Origin of the sequence: Janthinobacterium sp. 67, from assembly GCF_002797895.1 — a bacterium.
Taxonomy (GTDB): Bacteria; Pseudomonadota; Gammaproteobacteria; order Burkholderiales; family Burkholderiaceae_D; genus Janthinobacterium.
Genome location: NZ_PGES01000001.1, coordinates 2222186 through 2244634, shown reverse-complemented (window position 1 = coordinate 2244634; position 22449 = coordinate 2222186). Strand labels below are relative to the sequence as shown.

21 protein-coding genes and 1 tRNA gene are annotated in these 22449 nt (G+C 65.2%); 16 read left to right on the top strand and 6 right to left on the bottom strand.

Annotated elements, in window-relative coordinates:
- The first annotated feature begins 4 nt into the window (after nt 1–4).
- From CLU90_RS10145 to CLU90_RS10125, 5 genes are all read left to right on the top strand, one after another.
- Nucleotides 5–664: a sugar dehydrogenase complex small subunit gene (locus tag CLU90_RS10145; RefSeq protein ID WP_100427825.1), complete on the top strand. Its 660-nt coding sequence runs from the start codon at nt 5–7 to the stop codon at nt 662–664.
- Entirely contained in the window at nt 661–2319 is a 1659-nt protein-coding gene (locus CLU90_RS10140) for a GMC family oxidoreductase (protein ID WP_100427824.1), read from the top strand. The genes CLU90_RS10145 and CLU90_RS10140 overlap by 4 nt, the downstream gene beginning before the upstream one ends.
- A complete protein-coding gene (locus CLU90_RS10135) occupies nt 2316–3785 on the top strand; it encodes a c-type cytochrome (RefSeq protein ID WP_332870861.1) in 1470 nt (489 codons plus the stop codon). The genes CLU90_RS10140 and CLU90_RS10135 overlap by 4 nt, the downstream gene beginning before the upstream one ends.
- A 140-nt stretch (nt 3786–3925) precedes the next feature.
- A complete protein-coding gene (locus CLU90_RS10130; protein WP_092710227.1) occupies nt 3926–4327 on the top strand; it encodes a GtrA family protein in 402 nt (133 codons plus the stop codon).
- A gap of 68 nt (nt 4328–4395) precedes the next feature.
- Entirely contained in the window at nt 4396–5694 is a 1299-nt protein-coding gene (locus CLU90_RS10125; protein ID WP_100427823.1) for an NCS2 family permease, read from the top strand.
- Between the two features lie 67 nt (nt 5695–5761).
- Here CLU90_RS10125 and CLU90_RS10120 read toward each other — a convergent pair whose 3' ends face one another.
- Complete coding sequence (locus tag CLU90_RS10120; protein ID WP_100427822.1) at nt 5762–6469, bottom strand: GntR family transcriptional regulator; 708 nt, start codon at nt 6467–6469, stop codon at nt 5762–5764.
- A gap of 259 nt (nt 6470–6728) precedes the next feature.
- Between CLU90_RS10120 and CLU90_RS10115 the strand changes: the two genes are divergently transcribed.
- Nucleotides 6729–6804, top strand: a tRNA-Asn gene (locus CLU90_RS10115).
- A 121-nt stretch (nt 6805–6925) separates the two neighbouring features.
- On the opposite strand, the gene CLU90_RS10110 is transcribed toward CLU90_RS10115, so the two are convergent.
- Nucleotides 6926–7309, bottom strand: coding sequence for a hypothetical protein (locus tag CLU90_RS10110; RefSeq protein WP_232731151.1), 384 nt, complete (start codon nt 7307–7309; stop codon nt 6926–6928).
- A 329-nt stretch (nt 7310–7638) separates the two neighbouring features.
- Between CLU90_RS10110 and CLU90_RS10105 the strand changes: the two genes are divergently transcribed.
- Together CLU90_RS10105 and CLU90_RS10100 are read left to right on the top strand one after the other, a co-directional pair.
- Nucleotides 7639–8430 carry an alpha/beta fold hydrolase gene (locus CLU90_RS10105; RefSeq protein ID WP_100427821.1) on the top strand — a complete coding sequence of 264 codons (792 nt, stop codon included), beginning with the start codon at nt 7639–7641 and terminating at the stop codon, nt 8428–8430.
- A complete protein-coding gene (locus CLU90_RS10100; RefSeq protein WP_100427820.1) occupies nt 8427–8804 on the top strand; it encodes a VOC family protein in 378 nt (125 codons plus the stop codon). The genes CLU90_RS10105 and CLU90_RS10100 overlap by 4 nt, the downstream gene beginning before the upstream one ends.
- Before the next feature lie 15 nt (nt 8805–8819).
- Here CLU90_RS10100 and CLU90_RS29885 read toward each other — a convergent pair whose 3' ends face one another.
- Nucleotides 8820–9473 (bottom strand): hypothetical protein, encoded by a 654-nt coding sequence (locus CLU90_RS29885; protein WP_232731150.1) that lies wholly within the window; start codon nt 9471–9473, stop codon nt 8820–8822.
- Between the two features lie 139 nt (nt 9474–9612).
- Between CLU90_RS29885 and CLU90_RS10090 the strand changes: the two genes are divergently transcribed.
- The 4 genes from CLU90_RS10090 to CLU90_RS10075 all read left to right on the top strand — a co-directional run bounded on the left by CLU90_RS10090 (nt 9613) and on the right by CLU90_RS10075 (nt 16214).
- Complete coding sequence (locus CLU90_RS10090) at nt 9613–10452, top strand: M15 family metallopeptidase (RefSeq protein WP_100427819.1); 840 nt, start codon at nt 9613–9615, stop codon at nt 10450–10452.
- Nucleotides 10453–10647: 195 nt separating this feature from the next.
- Complete coding sequence (tssM, locus tag CLU90_RS10085) at nt 10648–14448, top strand: type VI secretion system membrane subunit TssM (RefSeq protein ID WP_100427818.1); 3801 nt, start codon at nt 10648–10650, stop codon at nt 14446–14448.
- Nucleotides 14445–15425, top strand: a complete 981-nt coding sequence (gene tagF / locus CLU90_RS10080) for a type VI secretion system-associated protein TagF (RefSeq protein WP_100427817.1) — start codon at nt 14445–14447, stop codon at nt 15423–15425. Before tssM ends, tagF begins: the two co-directional genes overlap by 4 nt.
- Before the next feature lie 9 nt (nt 15426–15434).
- Nucleotides 15435–16214: an OmpA family protein gene (locus CLU90_RS10075; protein WP_100427816.1), complete on the top strand. Its 780-nt coding sequence runs from the start codon at nt 15435–15437 to the stop codon at nt 16212–16214.
- Here CLU90_RS10075 and icmH read toward each other — a convergent pair whose 3' ends face one another.
- The 3 genes from icmH to tssJ are packed head-to-tail and all read right to left on the bottom strand — an operon-like array spanning nt 16215 to nt 18995.
- Entirely contained in the window at nt 16215–17003 is a 789-nt protein-coding gene (gene icmH, locus CLU90_RS10070) for a type IVB secretion system protein IcmH/DotU (protein WP_100427815.1), read from the bottom strand. It lies immediately after the preceding gene.
- Nucleotides 17000–18370 carry a type VI secretion system baseplate subunit TssK gene (tssK, locus tag CLU90_RS10065; RefSeq protein ID WP_100427814.1) on the bottom strand — a complete coding sequence of 457 codons (1371 nt, stop codon included), beginning with the start codon at nt 18368–18370 and terminating at the stop codon, nt 17000–17002. Before tssK ends, icmH begins: the two co-directional genes overlap by 4 nt.
- 37 nt (nt 18371–18407) lie before the next feature.
- A complete protein-coding gene (tssJ, locus tag CLU90_RS10060; protein WP_100427813.1) occupies nt 18408–18995 on the bottom strand; it encodes a type VI secretion system lipoprotein TssJ in 588 nt (195 codons plus the stop codon).
- 279 nt (nt 18996–19274) lie between these two features.
- Between tssJ and CLU90_RS10055 the strand changes: the two genes are divergently transcribed.
- The 4 genes from CLU90_RS10055 to CLU90_RS10040 are packed head-to-tail and all read left to right on the top strand — an operon-like array spanning nt 19275 to nt 22435.
- Nucleotides 19275–19865: a tetratricopeptide repeat protein gene (locus CLU90_RS10055; protein WP_100427812.1), complete on the top strand. Its 591-nt coding sequence runs from the start codon at nt 19275–19277 to the stop codon at nt 19863–19865.
- Between the two features lie 36 nt (nt 19866–19901).
- Nucleotides 19902–20411 carry a type VI secretion system contractile sheath small subunit gene (gene tssB, locus CLU90_RS10050; protein WP_100427811.1) on the top strand — a complete coding sequence of 170 codons (510 nt, stop codon included), beginning with the start codon at nt 19902–19904 and terminating at the stop codon, nt 20409–20411.
- Nucleotide 20412: 1 nt separating this feature from the next.
- On the top strand, nt 20413–21912 hold the full coding sequence (tssC, locus tag CLU90_RS10045) for a type VI secretion system contractile sheath large subunit (RefSeq protein ID WP_092710178.1): 1500 nt from the start codon (nt 20413–20415) through the stop codon (nt 21910–21912).
- Between the two features lie 31 nt (nt 21913–21943).
- On the top strand, nt 21944–22435 hold the full coding sequence (locus CLU90_RS10040) for an Hcp family type VI secretion system effector (RefSeq protein WP_034750126.1): 492 nt from the start codon (nt 21944–21946) through the stop codon (nt 22433–22435).
- Nucleotides 22436–22449: the final 14 nt, after the last annotated feature.

Sequence of the window (22449 nt, the reverse complement as noted above, 5' to 3'; positions counted from 1 at the left end):
TCTCATGAACCATCCAGACAACGAACCATCTGCAACATCTGCGTCATCCCTTCCACGCATCAGCCGCCGCCATGCCCTGATCGGCCTGGCCGCTTTGCTGGCGCAGGCCGGTTTCTGGAGCAATCCCCTGTCCGCCGCCATGCAGGCGCCGGCCGGCGCTCCGGCGCCCGGCCTGGCGCCCGCCACCATGCTGTTCTACACCTTGTCGCAAACGATCACGGGCCACCGCGACCTGTCCGCCGCGACGGCGGCGCGCATCGAACAAGCCATGCGCGCCAACGTGCCCGGCTTCGCCGAGCGCTTGCCGCAGCTGGGCGCGCTGCTCGTCACGGGCCAGGAAGCGAAAGTCCTGCTGGCGGCCGCCACCGCCGCCGATGCGGCTTTGCGCGAGCTGGCGCTGGCCATCGTTGCCGCCTGGTACACGGGCACTGTTGCCGGCAACGCGGCGCAGGGCACGAAATCCATCGTCGTCGCCTATGCCGAGGCCTTGATGTACCGCACGGTGGCCGATGGCCAGGTTGTGCCGACCTACTGTAATTACGGCCCCCTGTGGTGGCTGAAGGCGCCGCCGGCCGTGCGCGTTTCCGCCCCCGTGGAACCGAAACCCGTGCCCGCGCCGGCCACCACCGGCACCCCCGAACCGAAAGGCAAGCAAGCAAAATGAAATCTCCCCAATTCAAGAGTAATGGCGACGTCGTCGCCGATGTCGTCATCGTCGGCACGGGCGTCGTCGGCGCCATGATGGCCGACCAGCTGGCCGCGCAAGGCCATTCCGTGATCATGCTGGAAGCGGGCCTGCGCATCGAGCGTGGCCAGGCCGTGGAAAACTGGCGCAACATGCCGTTCGAAAACCGCGTCGGTTCCGACTTCCAGGGCCTGTATCCGCAGGCGGACAACGCGCCCGCGCCCCTGTATTTCCCGAAGAATAACTACGTGGAATTGTCCGGTCCCAACGGCAGCAGTTTCCAGCAGGGCTATCTGCGCACGGTGGGCGGCACGACCTGGCACTGGGCCGCGTCGTGCTGGCGCCACTTGCCGTCCGACATGCGCATGAAAAGCGACTACGGGGTAGGGCGCGACTGGGCCATTTCCTACGATGAACTGGAACCGTACTATTGCCGCGCCGAGCAGGAAATGGGCGTGGCCGGCCCCAACGATCCCGCGCTGCAGTCGCCGAGCGAACGCAGCGCACCGTATCCGATGGACATGGTGCCCTGGGGCTATGGCGACAAGCGTTTTGCCGAAGTGGTCAACCCGCACGGCTACCGCTCCGTGCCGATCCCGCAAGGCCGTTCGACGCGCCCATGGCAGGGCCGCCCGACCTGCTGCGGCAATAACAATTGCCAGCCGATCTGCCCCATCGGCGCCATGTACAACGGCATCCACCACGTGGAGCGGGCCGAGCTGAAGGGCGCGGGCGTGCTGGCCGAGGCCGTCGTCTACCGCATCGACACGGACCAGAACAACCGCGTCACCGCCGTGCACTGGTATGACGCCAAGAAACAGTCGCACATGGCGACGGGCAAGGCTTTCGTGATTGCCTGCAACGGCATCGAAACGCCCCGTTTGCTATTGCTGGCGGCCAACCAGAACAATCCGAACGGCATCGCCAACAGTTCCGACCAGGTGGGCCGCAACATGATGGACCATTCGGGTTTCCACTGTACCTTCCTCGCCAATGAACCGATCTGGACGGGTCGCGGCCCCGCGCAAAGCAGCTGCCTGGTGGGACCGCGCGATGGCGCCTTCCGCGCGCAGTATTCGGCCAACAAGATGATCCTGAATAACATCACGAGGGTGGGACCCGCTACCCAGCAGTCGTTGAAGCTGGGCCTGGTGGGCAAGGACCTCGACGATGAAATCCGCCGCCGCGCCGCATTCGGCGTGGACTTGTCGATCAGCCTGGAACCGCTGCCCGAAGCGCACAACCGCTTGACCCTGAGCAAGACGCGCAAGGACCCGCTGGGCCTGGCCTGTCCCGACATTTACTATGACGTGGGCGACTACGTGCGCGATGGCGCGAAGGCCGCGCATGCGCAGCTCAAGCACATCGGCAAGCTGTTCGGCGCCGTGGAATTCCATATCACCGACAGCCTGAATGCGAATAACCACATCATGGGCGGCGTCATCATGGGCTCGAATCGTCTTGACTCCGTGGTCGACGGCAATTGCCGCGCCCACGACCACGCCAACCTGTGGCTGCCGGGCGGCGGCGCCATGCCGTCGGCCAGCGTCGTCAACACCACCCTCAGCATGGCCGCGCTCGGTCTGCGCGCGGCCGACGACATCGCCCGCACCCTGGCAAGGGAGGCCGCATGATGCGCCGTTTATTGTTGAGCCTGACCCTGGCGGCCGGCTTGCCGCTGGCCGCGCACGCTGCGCCACCTGTGTCACCTGTTCCGCCCGTCACCCTGACGCCGGACCGCCCGGCCGCGCCGGTGGCTGGCAAGCCCGATGCGCGCCTGGAGCGGGGCCGCTACCTGGCCATCGCCGCCGATTGCATGGCATGCCATACGGCGGCGGGCGGCAAGCCGTATGCGGGCGGCTACGCCATCGACTCGCCGCTGGGCACGATCTACGCGACGAATATCACGCCATCGAAAACAGGCGGCATCGGCCACTACACGGAAGCGGACTTTGCGCGCGCCCTGCGTGCAGGCGTGCGCGCCGATGGCAGCCACCTGTATCCGGCCATGCCCTACACCAGCTATGCGCAGCTGACGGATGCGGACGTGGGCGACCTGTATTACTACTTCATGCAGGCCGTCAAGCCCGTCGACGAGCCGGCGCGCCAGACGGCGCTGCCATTCCCGTTCAATGTGCGCCTGTCGATGCTGGGCTGGAATACCTTGTTCCTCGACAATAAGCGCTTCGTGCCGGACCCGGCGAAGAGCGCGCAGATCAACCGCGGCGCCTACCTGGCCGAAGGCCTGGCGCACTGCAGCGCCTGCCATACGCCGCGCAATGCGCTGATGGGGGAAATCGGCAGCCAGACCCTGGCCGGCGCGTCGCTTGGTTCCTGGCATGCGCCCAACATCACGTCGGACAAGGTCAGCGGCATCGGCGCGTGGACGGATGCGGAACTCACGGCCTACCTGAAGACGGGCCACGTGGAAGGCAAGGGACAGGCGGCGGGCGGCATGGCCGAAGCCATCCAGAACAGCCTGCAATTTTTGCGCGACGACGACGTGGCCGCCATCGTGGCGTGGCTGCGCACGGTGCCGCCCGTGCGCGCACCGGGGCAGACCAAGGCTGCCTTCAGCCACGGCAGCGCCGCCAGCGAAGAAGCTGCGTTGCGCGGCATGGCCGGTTCCACCGAGCACCATTCCCTGAACAGCGGCGCCGTGCTGTTTTCCGGCTACTGCGCCAGCTGCCATTCGGCCAGCGGCGCGGGCAGCACGGGACAAAGCTATCCGGCCCTGTTCAACAATACGGCGACGGGCGGCAACACGCCGGCTAACCTGGTCTCGGCCATCTTGTTTGGCGTCGAGCGCAAGATCGAAGGGGAAGAGCACGAAGCGTTCATGCCCCGTTTCGACCAGCGCTCCTATGTGCAACCATTGACGGACGAGCAGATCGCGTCGATCGCCAATTACGTATTGAAACAGTACGGCAATCCGGACGTGTCCGTCACGCCGGCCTACGTGGCGCAGGCGCGCAGCGGTGGCGAGAAACCCGTGCTGGCGCGGGCACAACCGTTCATGCTGCCGGGCGGCATCGTGGGCATCTTGCTGCTGATCGCGCTGTTCGTGTGGCTGCGCCGGCGTCGCCAACGCAAGGAATAAGTACTGAAACGGCGGCGAATATGAACGTTGGGCGCAACTTGCAGTAAAATGCAGGCTGAAAAATGGTTACGAGCAATCGTAGCCATTTTTTATTCTGGCCCGATCCTGGCGAGAGTGTTCGCCATATTTGAAAATTGACCATGTCCCATTCCCTGCATCAGCAATTTCTCCGTTTCGCCGCCGTCGGCGCTTCCGGCACGGCCGTGCAATACAGCGTGCTGTGGGGCGGCGTGGAGTGGGCCGGCATCAGCGCCGCCGCCGCGTCCGGCATCGGCTACATCATGGGTTCCGTCGTCAACTACATTCTCAATTACTTTTTCACGTTCAAGAGCGACAAGGGCCATGGCGAGGCGGCTTCCAAGTACTTCACCTTGCTGGGCATAGGCTGGTGCATCAATACGGGCCTGATGTGGCTGCTGGTACACCAGCTGGGCTGGTATTACTGGCTGGCGCAGGTACTGGCGACGGGTATCGGGCTGGTCTGGAATTTCGCGGGCAGCCGCTGGTGGGCCTTCAAGCCAGCCGGCGCGGCGACCAAGTAAATAGTTGCAAGAAAAAATGCGCTAGGCCAAGACCTGGCGCGCGGTTTCACCAAAACAAGGGGTTAATCATGCAGTTCCTGGAACGCTATTTCAAACTGAAGGACAACGGGACCAATGTGCGCACGGAGCTGCTGGCCGGCCTGACCACGTTCCTGACGATGGCCTACATCATCTTCGTCAACCCGTCCATCCTCGGCGACGCGGGCATGCCGAAAGACGCCGTCTTTGTCGCCACCTGCCTGGCGGCCGCCATCGGCACGCTGATCATGGGCCTGTATGCGAACTACCCGATCGCGCTGGCGCCGGGCATGGGCCTGAACGCGTATTTCTCGTACACGGTGGTCAAGGGCATGGGCATGAGCTGGGAAGTGGCGCTGGGCGCCGTCTTCATTTCCGGCTGCCTGTTCATCCTGGTGAGCCTGTTCAAGGTGCGCGAGATGATCATCAACAGCATCCCGCCCGCGCTGCGCACGGCCATCACGGTCGGTATCGGCTTGTTCCTGGCGATCATTTCCCTGAAGAGCGCGGGCGTGGTGGTGTCGAACCCGGCCACCATCATCGCCCTGGGCGACTTGCACCAGGCGGCGCCCATCCTGGCCATCGTCGGCTTTTTCATCATCGTCGCGCTGGACCGCCTGAAAGTGCCGGGCGCCATCCTGATCGGCATTCTTGTCATCACCATCGCCAGCTTCTTCTTTGGCGGCAACCAGTTCAACGGCATCGTCTCGGCGCCGCCCGCCATCGAGCCGACCCTGTTCAAGCTCGACATCATGGGCGCACTGTCGTTCGGCATCGTCAACGTGGTGCTGGTATTTTTCCTGGTCGAACTGTTCGACGCGACGGGCACCCTGATGGGCGTGGCCAACCGTGCGGGCTTGCTGAAAGACGGCAAGATGGAGCGCATGAACAAGGCCTTGCTGGCAGACAGCACGGCGATCGCCGCCGGCGCCTGCCTGGGCACGTCGAGCACGACGGCCTTCGTGGAAAGCGCGGCCGGCGTGCAGGCGGGCGGCCGCACGGGCTTGACGGCCGTGGCCGTCGCGCTGCTGTTCCTGGGCAGCCTGTTCTTCGCCCCGCTGGCGCACACGGTGCCGGCGTACGCGACGGCGCCCGCGCTGCTGTACGTGGCGTGCCTGATGCTGCGCGAACTGACCTTCATCGACTGGGATGACAGCACGGAAAGCATTCCTGCCGCCATCACGGCCCTGATGATGCCGTTTACGTATTCGGTTGCCAGCGGCGTCGCGTTCGGCTTCATTACCTATGCCGTATTGAAACTGTTGACGGGCAAGGGCAAGCAGGTGTCCGTGGTGGCCTACATCATCGCCGCCATCTTCCTGTTCAAGTTTATTTACTTGGGCGAGTAGCGGGTTTTTCGTCGAAGCGACAAGGCCGCCCGTGCATTGCATCGGCGGCCTTTTTTGATGGCGCAGCCTACATCAGCAGGGCCGCCACCAGGTCTTTTTTGGCCTCGCCGGCGCTGCCGTCGAAGCGCAGGGCCGCTTCCACGTGCGCCAGGTGCTCGACCATCAGGCGCGCCGCCAGGTCCGCATCGCCGCTGCGCGCCGCCTCGAGAAAGCGGCCGTGCTCGTCGCACGAGCAGGCGGCCGCGTGGCCCGACTGGTACAGCATGGTGATGAGCGAACTGCGGCCCACCAGTTCGCGCACGATGTCGCCCAGCACGGCGTTGCCGGCGATATCGGCCATCAGCACGTGGAAGTCGCCCAGCAGTTGCGAGCGCAGCGGCGTCGCCTGGGCCAGCGCCTGGCGTTCCGCCTTCAGGTGCCGCTCTAGCATCCTGTAGTCGGCGGCCTTGGCCCGCGCGACGAATTCGCGCGCCAGGGCCGCTTCAATGATGCGGCGCGCGGCAAAGATGTCGCGTGCTTCCGCTTCGGTCGGCTGGCTGACGAAGGCGCCCTTGTCGGGCACCATGCGTATGAGTTTGTCTTTCGAGAGGATGAGCAGGGCGGCGCGTATCTTTGTGCGGCTGACGCCATACAGCCGGCACAGCGCCTCTTCGCGCAGCCGCGTACCGGGCGGCAACTGGCGCGCCACGATGGCGGCCGCCATATGCGCGGCGATGTCGGACGAGCTGTCACCGCTATGGGATTTTGCCACCGCTGGTGCGCTTGATTCTGTCATGTCGGATAAGAGCAGTAGGCCAGAGCAAGGACGCGCCTTGCGATCACATGCCGCCGGCGCTGGCCGGATAAGCCATCGCTGCCGGCATGTCGTTGTGTGCCTCCCGTCCCGGCAAGGCCTGGCTATTCTACTATCTTGCGTGGCGCCGCGCAGACGGACCCTGCCAGCCGGCGAGGCGTGCTCCCTGGCGGCCGGTTTTGCTGGTCATGCAGCAACAACTGGACATGGGAAATTTTGACGTATATAATTCGGCCTCCTTTCCCTGATAGCTCAGTTGGTAGAGCGACGGACTGTTAATCCGCAGGTCCCTGGTTCGAGTCCAGGTCGGGGAGCCAGAACAAGCAGCAGCAAAAGGCCACGTGGCAATACGTGGCCTTTTTTGTCATGCGCGTATGGTTTCCCGTTCACGCCAGTCATCGCTTCAGTGCGTCAACGACGCACGCAGTGTTTCCCGGATCAGGGATCGACAAACACGTCGAAACGCACCTTGAGCGGGCTGCCCCACGAGATATCGACCCAGGCACGGAAACCGCCGTTATACGGCGCGATGTTGTACACGGCCATGCGGGCGGAGCCGATAAAGCGGTCCTGCGGAGTCGCGCCATACTCGCTGATGTTGAGCAATACGCGCGAATTGGCGTGCACGTTGGCATTGGTGAAATTCACCGAAGGATGCACGCCATTGGCCGTCCACGTGTAGTAGGTGGTGAAGGCGGCGGCGCTCAGGTTCAGGTCTTGCGCGGCCGCGCCTTTCGCGGCCTGGCCATCCTGTTCCATTGGCAGATCGGTGGTTTCCGATGCCAGATTGCTGCCGGTGCGATGTTCTACTTTCATTTCCATGATGTACTCCTGATCGATAGTTTGGACACCGCGCCTGTCGTCGTGCGGCAAGACGCCCTATCTGTGTTGCCGTGACGGCCAGTGTCACGTCCTGGCTGATAAGGTAGCCGCCTGCTCCATGCTGTTGGAGTAATTCATTCTAGGCGTGCACAGGGGGAGAAAGGGGCGCTAGGCGTCCGGAAAAGCGGCGCTCGCTTGTGCTGGCGCAAACACCTTGCGGGCAAGGGGGCAGAACTTTTCTCGCAGGCTATTTTTACGGGGGCGGCACGCATGCCGCGCAGGACAATGGCACAATAGGCCCAGCCGACCTGCCGATGCGAGCCTAGCCCATGCCGATACTGAACCTGAGTGCCGAAACCGATATCTATTACGAACTGATCGAAGGCGACCCCGCCAAGCCCTGCCTCGTATTCCTGCACGAGGGACTCGGTTGCTGCGCGATGTGGAAAGATTTCCCGGCGCAGCTATGCCAGGCGACGGGCTGTCGCGGCTTGCTGTACGACCGCCACGGTTATGGCCAGTCGTCGCCGCTGGCGGCGCGCCGCCAGCTCCATTATCTGCACGACTACGCGCTGTGCGAACTGCCGCAAGTGCTCGCGGCATTGCTGCCAGGGCAGGACCATTTTCTCGTCGGCCATTCCGATGGCGGCAGCATCGCCCTGATCTATGCGGCGCAGCAGCCGCCGCGCTTGCGCGGCATCATCACGGAAGCGGCGCACGTGTTTGTCGAGGGCATCACGCTCGATGGCATACGCGAGGCGGACGCGGCGTTCGGCGCGGGCAAGCTGCGCGCGCTGGCGAAATACCATGGCGACAAGACGGAGACCATCTTCAAGGCCTGGTCGGACACATGGCTCAGCTATGGCTTCCAGTTCTGGAACATCGAGTATCTGCTGCCCTCCGTCGAATGTCCTGCGCTGGTGGTGCAGGGCAGCGAGGACCAGTATGGCAGCGCGGCCCAGGTCGACACCATCGTGGCGCAGGCGCTCAACGCCATGCCCGCCATGGTCGAGCAGTGCGGCCATACGCCGCACCAGGAGCAGCCGCAAGCATTGCTGGCGCTGATGGAAGGCTTTTTGCAAGGCCGCATGGACGCGGCCAGTCACCCGAGAAACACATGATAGACCACCTCGATCACCTGGTACTGACCACCCGCGACAAGGCGGCCTGCATCGATTTTTATACGCGCGTGCTGGGCATGCAGATCGAAACGTTTGGCGCCGGCCGCCATGCCTTCAAGTTTGGCGCGCAAAAAATCAACCTGCATGAGGCCGGCAAGGAATTCCTGCCCAAGGCGGATTTGCCCACGCCCGGCTCGCTGGACCTGTGCTTCATTGCCGCCGTCCCGCTCGACGTGTTCATCGCCCATTTGGCGGCGCTGGGGATTGCCATCGAGGAAGGGCCTGTGCCCCGCACGGGCGCCAACTGGCCCATCCGCTCCGTGTATCTGCGCGACCCGGACCGCAATCTGATCGAAGTGTCCGAGCGCGCCTGACGTTCACCCAGGCACTCAATGACAGGCGGGATCGCTGTCCCAGCGGCCCGAGCAGATGCGCGAGCGGCACAGCATGCCTTCGATCAGGCCCAGCTGCTGACAGCGCTGCAACAGTTCCGCCGTTTCATCGTTCCTCTGGCGCAGCACCACGTCGCGCGCAGGCTTTGCTGTGCCTTCCTGCCGGTGCGCATGGGCCACCATCGCCGTCAGCAAGGCGACGTCGCTGTCGCCGGGCGCGGCGGCCGGCCTCGTCCCCTGAGGACGCGCCGTAGCCTGGCGCACGGGCGGCGGCCTCTTGGGTGACGCGCTCACGGCTGCCACCTCGGGCAAGGGCGGTGTCGCCGTATTGACGATGGTGGCCGCCTGCTCCGTGTGCGGCAGCACCGTTGGCGCCGGCATTGCGGGCGGCGCCATGGCCTTGGCGGGTGCCGGCGGCAGGGGCAAGACGTCCGTGTCGTAAGCGAGCACGGCCGTGACCAGCACCGCCAGTCCCAGCGCGCCAGCGGCCCCGTGCCGCCAGCGCAGGGCCGGCTTGGCGGCGGGCGCGGCGGCGCCATGCTCGAGCTGCGACAGGATGCCCTGGCCTTCGATGCGCGCGCCAGCCGCACCGGCCTTGCCCAGCAGGTCAGGACCGCGCATCTGGCCATCCCCGGTTTTCAGTAAAGACAAAATATCACCTCCGCAGTGGATCAAACTCGACTGACCTTGATGTAAACCGCGCTCATGCGGGCCGCGCACGCCTACGATCTAGCGATACCGCCGAGCAATGGATTGCCCGGCCTCGCCGATTCCCGTCACGGAGCGCCCCATGTTCGTCGCCCTGGTCCTGATGTATTTTTTGCTTGCCTGTCTTGCCTGCTGGCTGCTGCTGTTTCCCGGCGCCCGCGCCGTCGTGCTGCACGCGCTCGTCAACCTGGGCTGGCGCATGCAGCGGCGCGCGCAGGGGCTGCAGCGGGGCGGCGGCGCGCAGTGGCAGCGCGTGCAACGGCACACGGGCTCGGGCATGATGCGTGCCTGGCAGCTCCTGTGGCGGCATCGCTGGCTGAGTTTGGCAGGCAGCGTGCTGGTCATCGTGCCGCCGCTGCTGGCCTGGCTGTCCAGCGACCGCATCGCCTTGCGCGGCTATGCCGACCAACAACATGCGATCAACGATCAGGTCAGCGACTTGCTGAAAGGCGAGCAGCTGGTGCCGCCTTTGACCTTGCCGCCGCTGCTGTTTTCCACTGCCGAAGTAACGCAGCTGCGCCCGCTGCTGGGCGGCGCCAGCCGCAACTGGCAATTGCTCGACCACGATTTCGCGCAGCGTTTGCTGCTGGTCTTCAAGATCATGAAAGACGTGCATGGTTACGACATGGTCTTGCTGGAAGGCTACCGCAGCCCCGCGCGCCAGGATCAATTGGCGGCGGCCGGCCCGAACGTGACGAACGCGAGGGCGTTTCAAAGCTATCACCAGTATGGCCTGGCGGCCGATTGCGCATTCATGCATGAAGGAAAGCTCATCATTTCTGAAAAAAATGCCTGGGCCATGCGCGGCTACCGTTTATATGGCGTGACGGCCGAATCGGTGGGCCTGCGCTGGGGCGGACGCTGGACCATGATGGATTTTGGCCACACGGAATTGCCGCAACCGCGCGTGCTGGGCAAGTAAGCCGCGCCAGCCATTCTAGCGCCGCGTATCGGCCCGAATTTCACAGCTGCAAGTTTGCTTGCGCAGCGTCAATGGCCTGCCGGTGCCTGCCGCGCGCTGGCGCCCGGTACTTGTCGTATGTCAACAAAGCCGCGCCGCATTGCTGTCAGCATGGGTCGAATCCGCCTTGCTTTGCGACCTCACCCTGGGCCTATCATGCTGCGACGACTCTGGCATTTCCTCACCGACAGCCGCCAACTGACCATCTTCGGCTTCGTGGCGCTGGCCGTGTTCCTGTACTTGGGCGCCGAGGTGCTGGAGGTGGCGCTGGTCTGGGCCCTGGCATTGCTGCTGCTGGCCTTTGTCACCTGGCTGGGCCTGTGGCTGTGGCGCCGGCGCCGCGCGCGGCGCGATGCCCAGGCGCTGGGCCAGGCCATCCTCAACGAGGCCGAGATCGCCGCCGCGCAGGCCGCCTCGTCCTCCACGGCCGGCAACACCCAGCAGGGCGAACTCGGCGCGGTGCGCTCGGGCATGCTGGCCGCCATCGAGACCATCAAGACATCCAAGCTGGGCCTCAAGTCGGGCGCCGCCGCCCTGTACGAATTGCCGTGGTACATGATCATCGGCAATCCTGCCGCCGGCAAGAGCAGCGCCATCCTGCATTCGGGCCTGCAATTCCCCTTCGCCGACGGCAAGATCGTGCAAGGCGTGGGCGGCACGCGCAACTGCGACTGGTTTTTCACGACGGACGGCATCGTGCTCGACACGGCGGGGCGCTACTGCGTCGTCGACGAGCACCGCGGCGAGTGGTTCGGCTTTCTCGACCTGCTGAAAAAATACCGGCGCAAGGCGCCCATCAACGGCATCCTCATCGCCGTCAGCATCGACGAATTGAAAGGCGACCCCGACGTGGGCATGCAACTGGCGCGCAGCCTGCGCAAGCGCGTGCAGGACGTCATCGAACGCCTGGAAGTGTTCGCGCCCCTGTACATCGTGTTTACCAAGGCGGACCTGATCGCCGGCTTCACGGAATTTTTCGCGGAGTCCGAACGCAGCGAGCGCGAGCGCGTCTGGGGCGCCACCATGCCCTACCAGCGCAAGCTGCCCACGGCCGAGCTGCTGGCATTTTTCGACCAGAGTTTCGATGAATTGCACGATGGCTTGACGGAGCTCAGCCTGGCCAACATGGCGCACCGGCAACGCAAGACGATGGCGCCCGGCGTATTCACCTTTCCGCTCGAGTTCGCCGCCATCAAGCCGGCCTTGCGCGCTTTTATCGCCACCCTGTTCGAGGAAAACCCGTTCCAGTTCCAGCCCGTGTTCCGCGGCTTTTATTTCACCAGTGCGCTGCAGGAGGGCGAGCCCGTCAGCGCGTCTTCGCAGCAGGTGGCGCGTCGCTTCGACCTCGCCTTCACGCCGGCCGCGGCCGCAGCGCCGTCCGGTGCGCGCCAGCATGGCTATTTCCTGCTGGAGCTGTTCCGCAAGGTGATTTTTGCCGACAAGCACCTGGTAGCCAACTATGCCAACCGCGCCAGGCTGCGTTTCAAATATGCCGTGTTCTTTGCCGCCACGGTGTCGCTGGGCGCTTGTCTGGGCGGCTGGAGCTGGTCCTACCTGGGCAACCGGCAACTGGTGGCCAACGTCGAGGCCGATTTAAACAAGGTGGTGAAGCTGCAGGAGCGGCGCCTGGACTTGCAGTCGCGCCTCGAAGCGCTCGAGATATTGCAGGACCGCATCGAGCAACTGGACGCGTACCGCACGCAACGGCCGTGGTCCTTGCGACTGGGCCTGTACCAGGGCGAGCTACTGGAACGCAAGCTGCGCGAGGAATATTTCGCCGGCGCGCGCCAGGTCATGCTGGCCCCCGTGGCGGGCGCGCTGGAAGCCTTGCTGTTCGAAATGAACGCCAGCGCCGACCAGCTGCAGCCCTCGGCGCGCACGCCGCAGACGCCGGCCGCCGCGCCGCGCAGCGTGCAGTACCAGGCGGCCAGTGCGACGCATGTGGAAGATGCCTACAACGCACTGAAAACCTATCTGATGCTGGCTGACAAAACGCATGCGGAAAGCAGCCACCTGAACGACCAGATGACGCGCTTCTGGCGCGGCTGGCTGGAGAGCAACCGGGGCGCCATGCCGCGCGAGCAGATGATACGCAGCGCCGAGCGGCTGCTGACGTTTTACCTGGCGCAGATCGGCGACCCGTCCTGGCCGCGCATCGAACAGAAGCTGGCGCTGGTCGACCAGGCCCGCGAAAACCTGCGCCGCGTGGTGCGCGGCATGCCCGCGCGCGAGCGCGTGTATGCCGACGTCAAGGCGCGCGCTTCGACGCGCTTTCCCGGCATGACGGTGGCGCGCATCGTCGGCGAGCAGGATCAGGCGCTGCTGGCGGGCAGTTACGCCATCTCCGGCGCCTTTACGCGCCAGGCCTGGGAAAAATTCGTCGAGGGCGCGTTTCGCGACGCCGCCAACCGCGAACTGCAAAGCGCCGACTGGGTGCTGAAAAGCGCCTCGACCGACGACCTGACCCTGGAAGGCAGTCCGGAGCAGATCGAGAAAAATCTGGTGGCCATGTACAAGGCCGACTATGCGCGCGAGTGGCAGAAATTCGTGCAGGGCGTGGCCGTCGCCGACCTGAAAGGCTTTGACGGCGCCGTGCAGGCGATGAACCGCCTGGGCGATCCACAGTCGTCGCCGATCGCCAAGCTGCTGACGACGATTTACGAGGAAACCTCGTGGGACAACCCGGCCCTGCAAAACGCCCAACTGCGCAAGGCCGAGCGGGGCATCATCGCCTGGTTCAAGGAAACCGTGCTGCGCCGCGCGCCATCGCAGCTGACGGCCAATCCCGGCGTCAATGCGCAGCTCGACCCGGCCCGCCTGGATAAGCCGATGGGCCCCGTGGGGCGCGAATTTGCCGGCGTGGGCAAGCTGGTGGCGGCCAGGGACAACAATGCCTCGCTGATGCGCGCCTACCTCGAAGCGCTATCGAAACTGCGCAGCCGTTTGAACCAGCTGAAGAACCAGGGCGACGCGGGGCCGGGTGCGCGCCAGTTCATGCAGCAGACCCTGGAGGGCAGCGGTTCCGAACTGGCCGCCGCCCTGAAATTGGTTGACGAGCAGGTGCTCACGGGGATGAGCGACGCGCAAAAGCAGGCGATACGCCCCATCCTCGTGCGTCCGCTGATGCAGACCTTTGCCGTCATCGTCGCGCCGGCCGAACTCGATATCAACAAGACCTGGGCGGCGCAGGTGTACGAACCGTTCCAGAAATCGCTGGCCAACAAATATCCGTTCGCACCCACGGCGCGCATCGAGGCGAGCAACCTCGAGATCGGCCAGTTCTTCGGCCCGGAAGGGCTGGTGGCGAAATTCGTCACCACGTCCATGGGGCCGCTGGTGGTGCGGCGCGGCGACGTGCTGGCGCCGCGCACCTGGGCCGACATGGGCATCAGCCTGGCGCCGCAGGTGGTGGCGCGCTTCCCCGGCTGGATCGCGCCGCTGGGCGCGGGCGGCGTGGCGGCCACGTCGACGGCGGCGCAAACCGTCTTCCAGATCCAGCCGTCGCCCGCGCCCGGCACCCTGGAATACACGGTGGAGATCGACGGCCAGCAACTGCGCTACCGCAACACGCCGGCGCAGTGGACGAACATGGTGCATCCGGGCCCGCAGGGCGCGGCGGGCCAGCAAGGCGCGCGCATCACGGCCGTCACCTTCGACGGACGCACGGTGGAACTGTTCAACGAGCCGGGGCAGTTCGGCTTGAAGCGCATGATCGATGCGGCGGCCAAGAAGCGCAAGGACGGCGGCGTGTTCGAACTGCGCTGGGCGCGCGGCGAGGTGGCCGTGGCGGTCGACCTGAAGATCACCAGCAGCGCCGAAACGACGGCGACGGGTGCGGGCGGAACTGCGGCGGTGCAGGACCAGGGCTTTCGCGGCATGCAGCTGCCCGAGACCATCGTCGGTGCTGCCGCCGCGCCCGCGCCGGCCATTGCCGCGGTGGCAGGAGTGTCGCCATGATGCGCGCGCAACAGCAGGTGCGCCTAGGCTACTTCGGCAAGATCCCCGCGCGCGGCGACTTCATCAAGGCTTGCGACAATCACGCGCTGGTGCAGCTGCTCGACGACTGGCTGGCGCAGGTCATGACCGCCTTGACGGTGGAACCGCGCTGGAAGCTCAATTACGACGCCTTGCCGCCGCTGCGCTTTGCCTTCGTCGGCACGCGCAGCCGGCGCGCCATCGCCGGGCGCCTGGAAGCGAGCAACGACCAGTCGCAGCGGCGCTTCCCCTTCATGGCCATGGGCGCGCTCGAAGTCGATGATGCCGAAGCCTTTGTCGCTTGCAGCCCGCTGGCGCTCGCGCCCCTGTGGCAGCGGGTGGAGCAGCTGTCGCAAGGCATCGTGGCCAGCGCCGAACCGGGGCCGGCCCTGCTGGCGCTGGCCGGCAACGTGGTCGAAATCGAACCGGCCGCACCTGATCACGCGGCGCGGCTGGCGGCCTTTTTGCAGGCGCAGACCGTGCATGGCCTGCAAACGATGCTCGCTTCGCCCGCGTTTCCCGTGACGGTGCGCGAATTGCTGCTGGGCCTGGGCTTGCTGCTGCTGCCCGTGCGCCAGAGCGGCTTGCCGCGCCTGGAAAAAAGCCTCGTGCTGCCGCTGCCGCAAGACGCGCAGCTGCGCGAGCTGGTGGCCAGCTTCTGGCTGCACCTGATCGCGCCTTTCCTGCGCCAGGCCGATTTCGAACTGGCGCTGTTCTTTTTCCACCTTGACGAGGCGCCCGTGCTGGTGGTCGGCTTTTGCGGCGCCGACCCGCATGGCTTGCGCGCGCTGATCGACCCGCAGGCCGGCAGCGAACGGCTGATCGTCTTCGACCAGCTCGACTGGGTCGAGGAGCAGCTGGGACACGATGCGGCGCTGCGCCGGTTTTCCGCCTGTTTGCAGCAGGAGCAGCTGTCGCTGCGCTCGGCCTGCGCCATGTTTTCCGATACCTTTGCCTGAAGGATTGCGATGAAATTCCCCATCATTTTTCTGCTGCTTGCCGCGGCCGCTCCCTGCCGCGCCCAGGCGCAAGCGCCCCAGACGCCGATGCCGGGGCAGATCCTCGTCACGGGCACCCTGGCCGACGAGGCGGGCAAGGCGGCCGTGCTGACCCGCCTGCGCGAACTGTATGGCGCCGAGCGCGTGGTCGACCAGATCGCCATCGGCAACGTGGCCGTGCCGGCCAACTGGAACGGCTACGTGCAAAAGCTGATCGCGCCGAACCTGAAGCTCATTTCACGGGGGCAGATCAGCGTCGACGGCAACAACGTCAGCGTGCGCGGCGAGGTGGCGAACGAGGCGCAGCGCCAGCAGATCGCCAGCGACATCGCCACCAGCCTCAATCCCACCTACATCGTCAACAATGGCTTGCGGGTCAGGGCGGCCGAGGCCGAGCAGGGCTTGCTCGATGCGGCGCTCGACAAACGCATCATCGAATTCGACAGCGGCAAGGCCACCATCACGCCGGCCGGCCTGACGATTCTCGACGAGATGGCGGCCGTCATGCTCAAGCTGCGCGGACGCAAGGTCGAAGTGATCGGCCACACGGACGACACGGGCCTGCGCGCCAGCAACGTGGCCCTGAGCCAGGCGCGCGCCGAAGCCGTGCGCGCCTACCTGGCCGGCAAGGGCGTCGTGGCCGATTCCGTGCTGGTGTCGGGGCAGGGGCCGGACCGCCCCGTGGCCAGCAACACCACGGCCGATGGCCGGGCGCGGAACCGGCGCATCGAGTTCAGGATTGCGCGGTAATTACGGCAAGGTGATCGTCAGGTGGGCCGGCCGCGGCGCGAGTTTGACCAGATCAGCGTAGGCTGCCAGTGTCGTTTGCGTGCCGCGCGTCAGATGCGTTTTCAGGCCCAGGTAGGCACAGATGGCGATCAGGGCGAAAAAGCTCGACAAGGCCCATAGCGGCACGTCGCTGCCGCGCTTGTTGACCACCTGGTCGGGGCGTTCCGCGCGCGGCGCGAAGCCACGGCTCTTGCCCTTGACGTGGGCGATCTCGTCGCCCAGGCGTGCCGTCAGGTAGCTGAGTTTTTCGCCGCCGTCGATTGCATACTTGCCCTGGAATCCCAGCAATAAACACATGTGGAAGACCTGCAGCGCCTGCACGCGCATGGCGCCCTTGCCGCGCAAGGCGTCGAGGCGGTCGAAGAAGTGTTCGCCGGCCAGCTGGTCGCCAAAGATCAGCAGTTGCAGCGGGCGCCGTTCCCACTGCTTGCGCAGGGCGAAGGGCGAGGCCAGGATGATTTCATCAACGGCCGCGCAGAACGCATATTTGGCCGCCTCGATATCGTCGCTATCGGCGCGGATCTTTTTCGCCTCGCGCTCGAAGTCGTCGAGGAAGGCCGTGATGCGGTCCATGAAGCTTTGTTCGTCGCCGGGCGCCGAACCGTGCTTCAGCATGAACAGCATGTAAAAGCCTTCGTGCATCAGGTCCAGCAGGGCGCTGCCTGCATGGCGGCTGGCCGTGCCGGCAGCAGCGGAACCGGTTTGTCCCAGCAGGGAGGGCGCCGCGCGCCGTTCGATGAGCTGGCTCATGCCGTCACCGCGATCAGTTCCAGCTGCAGGTCGCGTATGCCGGCCGGCACGTAGACGGAAATCGACTGCGCCTTGAGCATCTGTTCGTACAGCGCGCCGCGGTTTTCAATCGCAAAATAATAGGTGTCGGGACGCACGGGAATGGCGGCTGGCACTTGCGGCGCATGCGACAGCTTCAGGCCGGGCATGGCCGTGAGCACGCATTTTTCCACGTCGTCGGGCGCGCCCACTTTTACGCGCAATGGCACCACGTCGACCAGTTCGATGGCGGGCATGGCGGCGCGAATGGCCAGGTACAAGGTGGTGTGCTGGTCGATCTTGCCCGAATCGAGCTTGCCCAGGTAGTACGACGGCTTGTCTTCGAGCAGGGCGATGGAAAAATACTTCGACGAGATGACGGTGTCGAGCAGTTCGCGGATGATGGCGTCGATGGCGTCGAAGCAGACACCCGGCTGCGCGTGGTCGTAGGCCGGCAGGCTGGCCAGGGTATAGTGCTTGGAATAGCTGAGCAAGCCGCCGGCCAGTCCCAGCAGCGCTTCGTACAGGCGCTCCGGATGCAGGGCCGGATGGCGTACATAGTGCATCAGCGCGGCGGCGGCCGTGCTGACCGTGTGCAGCAGCCAGAAAGAGGACACGTCGCCCGAGCGGAACTCGATCACATTGCGGCTCGGTTCGCGGTGGTGGCCGTGCAGCGCGCTTACCTTCGCCTGCAAGGCGTCGAGCAGGTGTTCCAGCACGCCCTGCAGGCGCGGCGCGCCGGCGATCGCCAGGCTGGGCGCCATGAACGAGGGCACGGGTTCGAAGCCGCCCGATACCGTGCGCCGCAGGGCGATCAGCGGCAGGCAGTCGTAGGAGCCGCGCGCTTCGCTGTCGGGAATCAGGCGCACGGTTTTCTTCAGGTAGGCCACGTCGGCCACGGCGGACTCCGTGAACAGGTCGGGCGTGGCGCGCATGGCGTGCGCAAAGCGGGTGCTGGCCGGCGTGCCTGCCGTTGCTGCCTGCAGCGTGTAATTCATGCCTTCGCGGTTGAGGATGGGCAGCGCCGCGTAATATGTCACTTCCTGCACGGCCGGCGGCAGCGCTTCCAGGTCCACGGGCGGGGGCAGGGCATCGCTGCCCGGCGCGCCGTCGCCCAGCGATTCGAACACTTCGCCGTCGCGGAAGATGGCCGACAGCGCCTGCAGGCGCAAGGTGCCCGTCTTCAGCGCCGCCAGGTCCCACGCCATGTGCGCCACGCCCCACAGGTAGGGATGCAGGGCGCTGGCCGTGTGATGCAGGCGCGCTTCGTGATACTGATCCTGGCGCTGGAAATGCTGCGGCCGCAGGAACAGGCCTTCTCCCCACAAGACTTTCGCTGCCATGCCCATCTCGATTCTCCTTGTATGTGTGGCGTGTCTGTTCGTGTTACTGGCAGCGCGGGGCCGACGGCGCGGCCACCCCGCTGATGCTGAGCGCGCAGGCGTGCAGGCCGACGGTGATGCCGCCCCGTTCCGCGTCGGCGGCGGCAAAGGTGGCGCGCCAGCGCTGCGCCGCAGGGGCGCGGAACAGGGCCACGACACCGATGAAATAAGCTTCCTTGCTGACTTTTTCCTGCACTTCATAGCGCTGGCCCGGCACCAGCAGCACTTCCTTCACTTCCATCAGGTCGGCGCCCAGCGCGGCCTTTTCGCGCTGCGCGTCGAGGAAACTGTCGTACGGTGCCTGCTCGAAGGCGGCGCTCTGGCGCAGCTTGTAGATGCGCGCCACCAGCGCCAGCGGCCGGCCGTCGGCATCCGTGTTGAGGCGCTGCGCCGCGTGCAGGCGGATGCTGACGTTGCGCGGCGGCTTTTGCGCGTCCGGCAGTTCCGGCGGCGGCTTGGCCACGCCGGCCATTTGCAGCGCCGCGTTGGCCAGGCTGCCGATGGCGCCACCCGCACAGCCGGCCTGCGACGATGCCAGCAACAGTAGCGCGGTGGCGCGGGCCAGGCGGCGGAGCGGGGCGTCAAATGGCATGGCTGATCTTTGAAAAAATGAAGGGTGGAAATAAAAGTGCTGCAGTCATTTAAGCGCATGCACCGGCGGCCTGCTTGCGTTGGCGCAAGATCGGCCTGCGATCCAGACAATTACTGCGCCAGATCAGGATTCATGGCGCAGTACGTGGCTGTGATGTGGAACTTCTTCTTTGCTGATTAATCTCAATTTGGCAAAAAAGTTGCCGGTCAATAATAGTCTCCACCAAGGCGCCGCCCAATGTTCCCAGCGGTAGCGTCCTCCACGTGAAGGAGTGCCCCGATGAAGCCAGCCACCATCTTGCCCCGTATTGCCTGCCTCGCCAGCGCCTTGCTGCTGGCCGCCTGCGCCACGCCGGAACAGCCGGCGCCCCAAAAGCCTGCCGCGCCGACCCTGGCGCAAGTGATGAGCGATGCCGATGCGGCGGCGCGCGCCGGCCAGTACGAGCGCGCCATGACCCTGCTTCAGCGCGGCGGCACCAGCTACCCGGCCGACAAGGCGCCGTGGCTGCAAATGGCGCAGATGAAGTTCGACCGCGGCCAGTACGGCGACGCCATCGGCCATGCGCTCGAAGCGCTGGAGCGCGACCCGGACGACAAGGTGGCCAACAGCATCGTCGCCGTCAGCGGCTTGCGTTTGTCCGGCAAGGCGCTGGCCGACCTGTCGCGGCAAAACAATCTGAATGGTTCGCTACGTTCGGAAGCGCAGGAACTGGCCAAGCTGCTGCGCGCGAGCATCGGCGAAGACGTGCTGGTGCCGCCGGCCAAGCGCCCGCCGGCAGCTGGCAGGCGGGCGGCGGGTTCCGGCTCGCCGGCGGCGAAGGGCGCGGCGGCGCCAGGCAGCGCGGCCGACCCGTTCAGCGGCCTGAAATAACCCAGTATCCCTCCATCCCCTTGCAAAGGAAGCGACATGTCCAAGTCCGACAGCGTGCAAAAGCGCCTGCAGAAGATACGCGCGCCGCGCGTGCAAATGACCTATGACGTCGAGATAGGCGACGCGATTGAAAACAAGGAGCTGCCCTTCGTGGTCGGCGTGCTGGGCGACTTTGGCGGCAATCCGGACAGCGACAAAAAACGCCTGAAGGACCGCAAGTTCGTCGCCATCGATGGCGCCAACTTCGACGAAGTGCTGGCCGGCGTGGAGCCGGTGGCCCGCTACACCGTGCCGAACCGCATCAGCGAGGCGGGCGGCACCTTTGCCGTCGATCTGCACTTCCGCTCGATGGACGACTTCCGCCCGGAATCGGTGGTGCGGCAGGTCGATCCCTTGCGCAAGCTGCTCGAGGCACGCACCAAGCTGGCCGACCTGCGCAACAAGCTGGCCGGCAACGACAAGCTGGAAGACCTGCTGACGGAAGTGCTGAACAACACGGACAGCCTGGCCACCCTGAAACCGCAGTTCCCAGCGCAGGAGGATTGAGATGAGCGCCCAGGCAGAAGCCCCAGAAGCCCTTGCTGTCTCCACGCCCGACGCGCCGGCCGCCACCGATTTGCTCGACCAGATCGTCGAGCAAAGCCGCGTCGCCAAGTCCGGCGCCGAACATGCGCGTGCGCGCGACCTGATCTCCGAGCTGGTGGCGCAGGTGCTCGATGGCACGGTGCTGATGTCCAGCAGCCTGTCGGCGACACTGGACGCGCGTGTGGCGGAAATCGACCGCCTGATCTCGGCCCAGCTCAGCGAAATCATGCACGCGGCGCCGTTCCAGCAGCTCGAGCAAAGCTGGACGGGGCTGCGCTACCTGGTCGGCAATTCCGATACGGGTACGCGCCTGCAGATCCGCATGTTCAACGCCACCAAGCGCGAATTGGTGAAGGATTTCCAGGCCGCGCTGGAGTTTGACCAGAGCAGCATGTTCAAGAAGGTGTATGAAGAGGAATTCGGCACCTTCGGCGGCGCGCCGTTCGCCGCGCTGCTGGGCGACTTCGCCATTTCGCGCCAGCCGGAAGACATGTATTTCGTCGAGCAGATGTCGCACATCGCCGCCGCCGCGCATGCACCGTTCATCGCCTCGGCGGCGCCGGAACTGTTTGGCCTGGAAAGCTACGGCGACCTGGGCAAGCCGCGCGACCTGGCCAAGGTGTTCGACACCATCGAGTACGCGAAATGGAAAGCCTTCCGCGAATCGGAAGACGCGCGCTACGTCGGCCTGACCTTGCCCCGCTTCCTGGGCCGGCTGCCGTTCAATCCCGTCGACGGCACCACGGTCGAAGGTTTCAATTTTGTCGAGGAAGTCGACGGCAGCGACCATCACAAATACCTGTGGTGTAACGCCGCGTACGCGTTCGGCAGCAAGCTGACGCGCGCCTTTGCCGACTATGGCTGGTGCGCCGCCATCCGCGGCGTGGAGGGCGGCGGCCTGGTGGACGACCTGCCCACGCACACCTTCAAGACCGACGAAGGCGACGTGGCCCTGAAATGCCCGGCCGAAGTGGCGATCACCGACCGGCGCGAAAAGGAATTGTCTGACCTGGGCTTCATTTCGCTGGTGCACTGCAAGAACACGGCGTATGCGGCGTTTTTCGGCGCGCAGTCGGCGCAGAAAAGCCGCAAGTACAACAGCGACGCGGCCAATGCGAACGCGGTGCTGTCGTCGCAGCTGCAGTACATCTTCGCCGTCTCGCGTATCGCCCATTACATGAAGGCCATGATGCGCGACAAGATCGGCAGCTTTGCCGCCGCCTCCAACGTGGAAGACTTCCTGAACCGCTGGCTGATGCAGTACGTGCTGCTCGACGATAACGCCAGCCAGGAACAGAAGGCGCAGTTCCCCCTGCGCGAGGCGTCCGTGCAGGTGCATGAAGTGCCGGGCCGGCCCGGCGTGTACCGCGCCGTGTCGTTCCTGCGGCCGCACTTCCAGCTCGATGAATTATCCGTTTCGCTCCGACTGGTCGCGGAGTTGCCGAAGTCGACCAATTCATGATTCATCCATCTTTCAACCAGAGGAGCACACCATGGCAATCGATGTATATCTGCAGATAGACGGCATCAAGGGCGAGTCCACCGATGACAAGCACAAGGACTGGATCGAGTGCAAATCGGTCAGCTGGAGCGTCGAGCAGCCGAAGTCCGCCACCGCCTCGACGGGCGGCGGCCATACGGCCGAACGCTGCGAGCACAAGGACATCGTCATCTCCAAGCTGGCCGACCTGGCCTCGCCGGTGCTGCTGCAGACCTGCTCGGCCGGCAAGACCATCCCCAAGGCGCGCTTCGAATTCATGCGCGCCGATGGCCAGGGCGAGCGCGTCAAGTACTTTGAAATCGAAATCGAGAATGTGCTGATCGGCGCCGTGACGCCGAACGTGGAAGAGGGCGACATCCTCGGTGAACACGTCGGCTTCAAATTCTCGAAAGTGAAGTGGAAATACACGCAGCAAAAAGTGACGGGCGGCGCCGGCGGCAATACCTCGGGCGGCTGGGACCTGGCCGCGAACCGCGTGGCTTGATCGATGGTGCGCGG